The following is a 7,415-nucleotide window of genomic DNA, read 5'->3' as shown; positions in this document are numbered from 1 at the left end:
TGCAGCAGGTGGGCCTTGAGCCGGGGCGTCCCGCCCGTCTGAATCTGTGCCGCAGTGAGGTTCCGCACCGGGAGGCTTCCTGCTGGTCGGCCACCTTGCGCGGCTTCCACCAGCCCTCACGGTTTGGGCACGTGACCCTGGGTACGACTCCGGCAGCGCTGACGACGCTCGACTGGGGAACTCCCTGGCCTGGTGACAACAGCCTTGCCTGCGCAGCGCAGTCCGGCGACTCCCTGACGCCCGCCTTGAGTCTGACCGCGGCCGGCAAGACGCAGGCGCTTCCGCTCACTCCGGCCGGGACGGGCAAGTTCACCTACCGGTTCAGCGCAGCCGGGCCGATCCGCCTGGACTTCGAGGCGAAGGCCGCCGGGGTACTCCTCTCGCGCCAGTCCTTCCTCCTCGGTCTCAAGGACTACCAGCCGGAGTTGTCGGCGCTCAGTCAGCGTCTTTCCTCTCTGTCGCTGGCCGCTCGCAGGCTTCCTGCGGCCGATCAGACGCGGAAGGACCTCCAGGCCCTTCAGGCACGGGCCAAGACACCGGAGAGCATGACGCCGCAGGAATGGGCGGGCCTCGCCGAGGAGGTCACTGCCCTGGGTCGTCGCGTGGATGGCCTGCGTCTGCGGGCAGCGGCGATCACCGCCTCGGGTCAGGACGCCTACGGTCTCGGCGTGCAGAGCCCGCTGGTGAAGATGCTGCGTGACGACTCCTTCAGCGGCGAGGTCGAGGCGCCGCTTCGCCTCTCGGCTGCTCGCCATGAGTACGAGGCCACGCAGTTGGTGGTCTTCGCCTTCGACAAGCCCCTGCACCAGGTCAGTCTGGAGTTGTCGGACCTGGCTGGTCTTGCGGGGCAGCGCCCCTTCTCCAGCGCCAATCTCACCTGGCGACGCGTGGGCTACATCCCGACCGAGAAGCCCAGTTACGCTGTGCCCTTCGTGGGGCTGTGGCCGGATCCGCTCTTGCCCACTGCACCCTTTGACGTAGCGGCGAGCAGCTTCGAGTCCGTGTGGGTCTCCGTCTACGTTCCGCGCGGGACCCAGCCGGGCGATTACCAGGGCACGGTCACGGTCCGCCCGCAGGATGCGCCGGCTCGTACCGTGCCGATGAAGCTGCATGTCTACGGCTTCACCCTTCCGCGTACCAACCACATCAAGACTTCCTTTGGTTGCGGTATCACCTCCCAGATGGATCGGCGCAAGTGGTATGACAACATGCTCGCGCACCGCATCAGTCCCACTCACGCTGCGGGCGCTACCGTCGAGCCGCCGAGGTTCGACCTGTCCGCCTATGATCGCCTGGCCTTCTCGGTCCGGGTCACGTCAGGGACGAAGAGCGTCAAGGTCCGGCTGATCGTCGGCAGCGAGAAGGCGCCGCAGGTTCTGTATGGGCCGCTGTCAGCCGGCGAGGCATGGCAGGAGTTCGTCGTGGACCTGCCCGCGGGCCGCGAGGCGATCCAGTCCCTTGGGTTGCAGCTCACTGACCCCGCCGACGTGACCCTCGAGGTGAAGGACTTCCGCGCCGTGGGTGCCACTGGTGCGCTGCGAATCGCACCCCAAGCCTCGCAGTGGTATGGCGGTGCGGGTAGCGAGGTCTCGCAGGGAGAGGCCGGGTCGGTGCGACTGGTCTTCCGCAACGAAGCGCGACCCGGAGAGTGGCTGCAGGACTGGCCGACTGCCCACGTCTCGGTGTGGGAGGCCGGCAACAAGCCTGCTTCGATGGACTTCGGGGCCTTCGACGAATACGTCGACCGCTATCAGCGCCAGGGACTGTCTGCCTTTGCTGTGGGTGTGCCTTCCACCGGCTACCGGCAGGAGGTCGGGCAGGCCCTGCGCAGACTCCGCGAGTCGGGGACTGCTGCTGTGGCTGCCGGCTGGGAGAAGCATCTACGTGAGCGCGGTCTGCTTCCCATGGCCTACACCTACATGGCCGACGAGCCGGAGCCCGAGTACTTCGCGACCCTGAACACGATTCTGGGCGAGGTGCACCGCGGGGCACCGGGGCTCGCGAACATGATGACGGCTCGCGGCGCTGGTGCGAAGGGCCTGACGGGCGTGGACATCTGGTGCCCGGAGGTCTACTCCTTCAACCCTGACGGAGCCGCTCAGGAGCAGGCCAAGGGACGCGAAGTCTGGTGGTATGTCGCCTACAGCACCCGGCACCCCTTCCCGAACTACTGGGTCGACTACCCGGCTCTGGACTGCCGGGTGTTGTGGTGGATGAGCTGGAAGCACAACCTCGACGGCATCCTCTACTGGTCCATCAACTACCGCTCAGACCGAGCCTGGGAGACTGCCGGTCTGTATCCCGGTGCGAACGGTGACGGGCACCTGGTGTACCCCGGTTCTGACGGCGGAGTCGTCGACTCGATCCGCTGGGAGGCAATCCGCGACGGCGCCGAGGACTACGAGTACCTGTGGCTCCTGCGCGAGTGTGTGCGGCTAGCGGAAGAGCATGGTGTGGCTGCCGACCTCTTGCCGCGAGCCCGGGCGCTGCTGGCGATTGACGACACGGTCGTCCGCAGCTTCAAGGACTACAACCCCGATCCGTCCCGCCTCCTGGCCAAGAGAGACGAGATGGGCGCTACGCTGGAGGACCTCTGCCGAGCCCTGGGTGGTCAGCCCGCCGAGGTGCCGCTCCAGACCCGGCGGGTTCTTGCGCCCACTGCACCGAAGCCGGTGACTGCCACTCCCGAAGTGGTGCAGATGCCGGTCGGGAAGGATGCCCTTGCGCTGTCGGAGGCCGGCATTTCCGCCGGCGCCCTCTACCGTTTTGAGGGCTCTGAGGGGTATATTAGGGACGACAGCGGAGCCGGGAACCATGGGATCGTGGTTGGCGGCGAGAGAACTGCGGGACGCTTCGGTCAGGGCCTCAAGCTCTCCGGGGATCGTTCCTGCGTGACGATGCCTCCAGCGTCGACTTTGCTCGGCCCCAAGAGCGCCGAGGGAACGCTGGCACTCTGGGTCAAACCCGACTACGACCCGCTGCAGCAGTCCGAGGACACCTGGAGCGGCTGGACCGTGTTCCTCTATGCGCAGCGCACCAGCGGAAACGGATTGCCGGACGGGTACAACGAGATCGGTCTCTCGGCGCACGGCAAGACACTCTTCGGCAAGGTGAACACGACCGGCGACTACTCCAGCTATCCGCGAGTGCCGGTGCCCCTGCGCCAGGGCGTCTGGACTCACCTGGCCCTGACCTGGACGCCGCACGAAAGAGTGCTCTACGTAGACGGGAAGCCTGTCGCGCGGACGAAGGGCAACTTCGAGCCGACGATCCTGGATAGCTGCCCGGTGCTCGTGGGCAAGCACCCACCGACGAGTCGCTGGAATCTGAAGGGCACCGTGGACGACGTTCTGGTGACTCCGCGGGCGCTGACGGCCGAACAGGTCGCTGCCCTAACGCAAGGCAAGCTCTAGGCTCTGCTGGGCCCCGGTTACCCGTGGGAGAGCTCCCGCGGGCAGACCGAGGAAGCGCTAACCGAAGTCTGCGTACTGCCTGCCCTGGGGGGGTGGCTATGCTCCTGCACTGCACGATTGTGACGCTGAGTATCCTGTGCGGCTGTGCGGCGATTGCAGCTCCGGCGCCGACTGTGCCACCTGGAGCTGCGGCACTGGGCTACACGAAGTGCATCCTCAACGAGAAGCCCACCTCGGCGGACATCGCCCCGGATCGCAACGGGAACTACAAGTGGTTCAGCGGCCAGTGGTACGCGAAGCCTCCGTCTCTGGATCACTACTCGACGCAGGACGGGGTCCTCGTGCTGAGTCTGGGCGGCGATCTGGTCAGCACTCCGCGGGACTTCTCCGCCGGCAAGCTGCCCTTGCTGCCCGGCTCGGAGGGCTTCTACGTGGAGTTCGAGGTCAGGCTCTCAGACAACGACCCCGACCACTGGCCTGCGGTGTGGCTGATGCCGGCTGAGCATAACGGCAAACAACAGGACCAGTACGAGGGCGACCCGCCGGGCTTCGAGCGCTGGATGGAGTTGGATGTGGACGAGGGCGGCTTCGGCCCGGGACTCACGGGAACGGTTCACAGTTGGTCCGGCATCTGGGGCAAGGACGGCGGGTACAAGAACCTGCAGAATCCGAACAACGTCTCGCGCCAGCCCCTGGATCGCGCACAGAACCACATCTTCGGCTGCAGCTACGACCCGGTGCGGCAGAAGGCGACTTGGTGGGTTGACGGCCTTGAGCAGACGAGCGCAGGCTCTCCGTATGTGCCGGCGGTAGCGCCGAGCCAGCACTACTACCTGATCCTCAGTGCGCAGAGTCATGGCGCCAAGAAGCCCTATTCCATGTTCATCAGCGGCGTGAGGGCCTACGTGCCACCGGCCTCGACCTTGCCGGCGGTGCAGTAGCCATCATGTAGAGGTCGACGAAGGAATGCATCGCCCGACCGCGAAACACCGCGGCAAGCACTTGCTCTGACCCAGAGGGAGATACGCCATGCCCAGGCCTTTCGATGAAGTCCGAACGCAACTGGAGAGACAGTACCTCGACGCCCCCTATGACCCCGCGTCGGGACTCTCGAAGGAGGAACTGGTCGAGGAGCTTCGGCGGCATCGTGCCGGGAATCCTCAGGAGCCCAGAATCCTCACCCGGGCCTGGCTGTTCCAGCTTCTCTGCACCAAAGGCCGGATTGCCATCGAGCCCGACGACTACTTCGCCGGTAAGGTGCAGCACTTCGACCTGATGGTGGCTCTCCGCGAGGAGTGGCGGCGCGAGGAGGAGCGCAAGGAGTTCAGCAACGATCCACCCTCCCAGCCTTGTGCCGGGGTAGGAGGCCTGGATACCGGCCACACCTGCCCGGAGTGGAGCAATATCCTCAGGTACGGGCTCACGGGTCTGCGTGATCGTGCCGCCGCCCACACCGGCGTCTTCTACGAAGCGGTGACGATGGTCTACGAGGCGGCGATCCACCTGGCGAAGCGCTATGCCGCTGAGCTGCCCAGTTCGCCGGTGGCAGCGATTGCCCAGCGTCCGCCCGAGACCTTTGAGGAAGCGCTGCAGTTGGCGTACCTGTACCACGACCTGCAGGAGATGGAGAACGGCTACTCGGTCCGCTCGATGGGTCGCTTCGATCATCTCTACAACCGGTTCCTTGTTGCCGATCTGGAGGCCGGGCGTCTGACGCGCGACCAGGCCAAGGAGCTGCTCAAGTACTTCTGGGTGAAGTTCTTCGCGCAGAGTCAGGGCAAGCTCTTCGGCAAGCCCTTCCTCTTTGGGCCGGAGGCCAACGAGCTGTCCTATCTCGCCTTCGAGGTCTACCAGGAGATGCAGATCGTGGATCCCAAGCTGCACCTGCGGCTCTCGAAGAACACGCCGAGAGACCTCCTCGAGCAGGTTGTCGGCTGCATCGAGTCCGGCTGCACCGGCATCGTCACGGTCAACTACGACCGGCAGGTCGAGATGCTGCAACAGAACGGCAAGAGCCCGGAGGACGCGAGCCAGTACATCCTGATCGGCTGCTACGAGCCCGCCATCATGGGCAAGGAGCTCAACTGCTCCGGAGCCTGCGCTCTGGGCCTTCCGGGAGCCCTGGAGTTGACCCTCTCCGACGGGGACTACGCCACCTTCGACGACCTGATGGCTGCCTACCTGAGGACCCTCGACGAGCAGTTCACACTCATTGCGGAGAAGGTCCGTCGGGAGGAGCGGCTGTGGCCTCAGGTCAACCCGTGTCCTCTGCTTTCGGGCGCAATGGACTCGTGCATCGAGCGTGGGCTTGATGTGTCGCAGGGCGGGGCGAAGTACAACACCAGCGGCTGCAACTGCGTCGGCATCGCGAATGTGACGGACTCCCTGTCGGCCCTCAAGCAACTTGTCTATGGGGACAAGTACTGCACCCTCGCCGAGATGAAGGCGGCGCTGGCCGCCAACTGGGAAGGCTACGAGGAGCTTCGACTGCGAGCCCAGCACCGCGTCCCCCGGTGGGGCAACAACGACGATCGTGCCGATGGTCTCGCCGTGCAGATCACCGACTTCCTGGGCGAGCGCATCAACCACGAGCCGAATGCCCGGGGTGGCGTCTTCCAGGCAGCCATCTATGCGATCATCGGCACCGCGAAGGACTTCGGGAGACGTACCGGGGCCTTGCCGGATGGACGCCTTGCAGGCGAGTCGCTGACCATGAATACTGGCGCGACGATTGGCGCCGACAAGAGCGGGGTCACCGCGCTCATCAACTCGGTCACCAGAATCGACCTGTCGAAGTTCCCGAACGGTACCGTGCTCGACATCATGCTCCATCCCAGCGTCGTCAGAGGCCCGGAGGGAATCCAGACGATCTGCTCGATCATCGAGAGCCATTTTGCCCAGGGCGGGATGGCTATCCAGTTCAATATCTTCGACGCCGCCCTGCTCCGGGAGGCCCAGCGCCAGCCGGAGAAGTACGCCAACCTTCAGGTGCGCGTCTGCGGCTGGAATGCGCGCTTCATCGACCTCGCTCCCCAGGAGCAGGAGATCTACATCACCAAGGCGGAGGTGGCGTGATGACGGGCAGAGTCCTCGACGTCAAGCGCCTCTCCGTACATGATGGCCCCGGCATCCGGACAACCCTCTTCCTGAAGGGCTGCCCCTTGCGCTGCCGCTGGTGCCACAATCCCGAAAGCGTGTCGTCGCAGTCCGAGATCGGCTTCGTGAAGAGCAGGTGTGTCGGTTGCGGCAAGTGCGCGCAGGTCTGTCCGCAGGGAGCTCACTCCTTCCGCGATGGAACCCACACCGTCGACCACGAGCTCTGCGTCGCCTGCGGAAAGTGTGTCGAGGCCTGCCTGCCTGGTGCGCTGGAGTTCTACGGCAAGGACCTGACGGCCGAGGAAGTCCTGGCGGCCGTCCTGGAGGATAGGACCTTCTACGACAAGTCCGAGGGCGGGTTCACGGTCTCCGGTGGCGAGCCGCTGCTGCAGGCCGACTTCTGTGCGGAGGTCCTCGCGCTGGTCCGCAAGGCGGGCATCCACTGCGCCGTCGACACCTCCGGGGCAGTGACCTGGGAGGGCTTCGAGCGCGTTCTGCCCTCGACCGACCTGTTCCTCTATGACGTGAAGCACACCGACGACCAGCGCCACCGCGAGCATACCGGGACCTCGAACCGTGGGATCCTCGACAACCTGGAGCACCTCTCAGAGTGCGGTGTCCCGATCGAGATCCGCATTCCGACCATCCCCGGCTTCAATGCCGACGCCGCGAGCATGACCGCTCTCGGGGAGTTCCTCGGTGGCCTGCCGAACCTCGTGGGAGTGCGGCTCTTGCCCTACCACCTGGCGCGGCTCAAGTATGAGACGGTCGGCCACAGGGACACCATGCCGGCAGTCTCGCTCCCCGATGCGGCGGCAATGGCAGACTGCGCAGCGATCCTGCAGCGCTTCGGGTTGAAGACCATCGTGTAGGAGACTCCGGATTCGGCGCGGGCCCAGGGGGAAC

General features: G+C 65.4%; 4 protein-coding genes. All 4 read left to right on the top strand.

The genetic code is table 11. The features are described 5' to 3' along the window. Positions 1-3,413 (top strand): glycoside hydrolase domain-containing protein (locus tag ABFE16_12755; protein MEN6346161.1); only part of this gene is annotated, 3,413 nt, incomplete at its 5' end. A 98-nt stretch (positions 3,414-3,511) separates the two neighbouring features. Beyond that, positions 3,512-4,354 carry a hypothetical protein gene (locus tag ABFE16_12750; protein ID MEN6346160.1) on the top strand — a complete coding sequence of 281 codons (843 nt, stop codon included), beginning with the start codon at positions 3,512-3,514 and terminating at the stop codon, positions 4,352-4,354. An 88-nt stretch (positions 4,355-4,442) separates the two neighbouring features. Beyond that, the gene (locus tag ABFE16_12745; protein ID MEN6346159.1) at positions 4,443-6,488 is read left to right on the top strand and encodes a pyruvate formate lyase family protein; all 2,046 of its coding nucleotides are present in this window, start codon (positions 4,443-4,445) and stop codon (positions 6,486-6,488) included. Then, a complete protein-coding gene (locus ABFE16_12740; protein ID MEN6346158.1) occupies positions 6,488-7,381 on the top strand; it encodes a glycyl-radical enzyme activating protein in 894 nt (297 codons plus the stop codon). The genes ABFE16_12745 and ABFE16_12740 overlap by 1 nt, the downstream gene beginning before the upstream one ends. Positions 7,382-7,415: the final 34 nt, after the last annotated feature.

The organism is Armatimonadia bacterium, from assembly GCA_039679385.1.
Classification (GTDB): domain Bacteria; phylum Armatimonadota; class Zipacnadia; order Zipacnadales; family JABUFB01; genus JAJFTQ01.
Note: the sequence above shows the minus strand (reverse complement) of the source record. Positions and strands in the feature narration are given on the sequence as shown.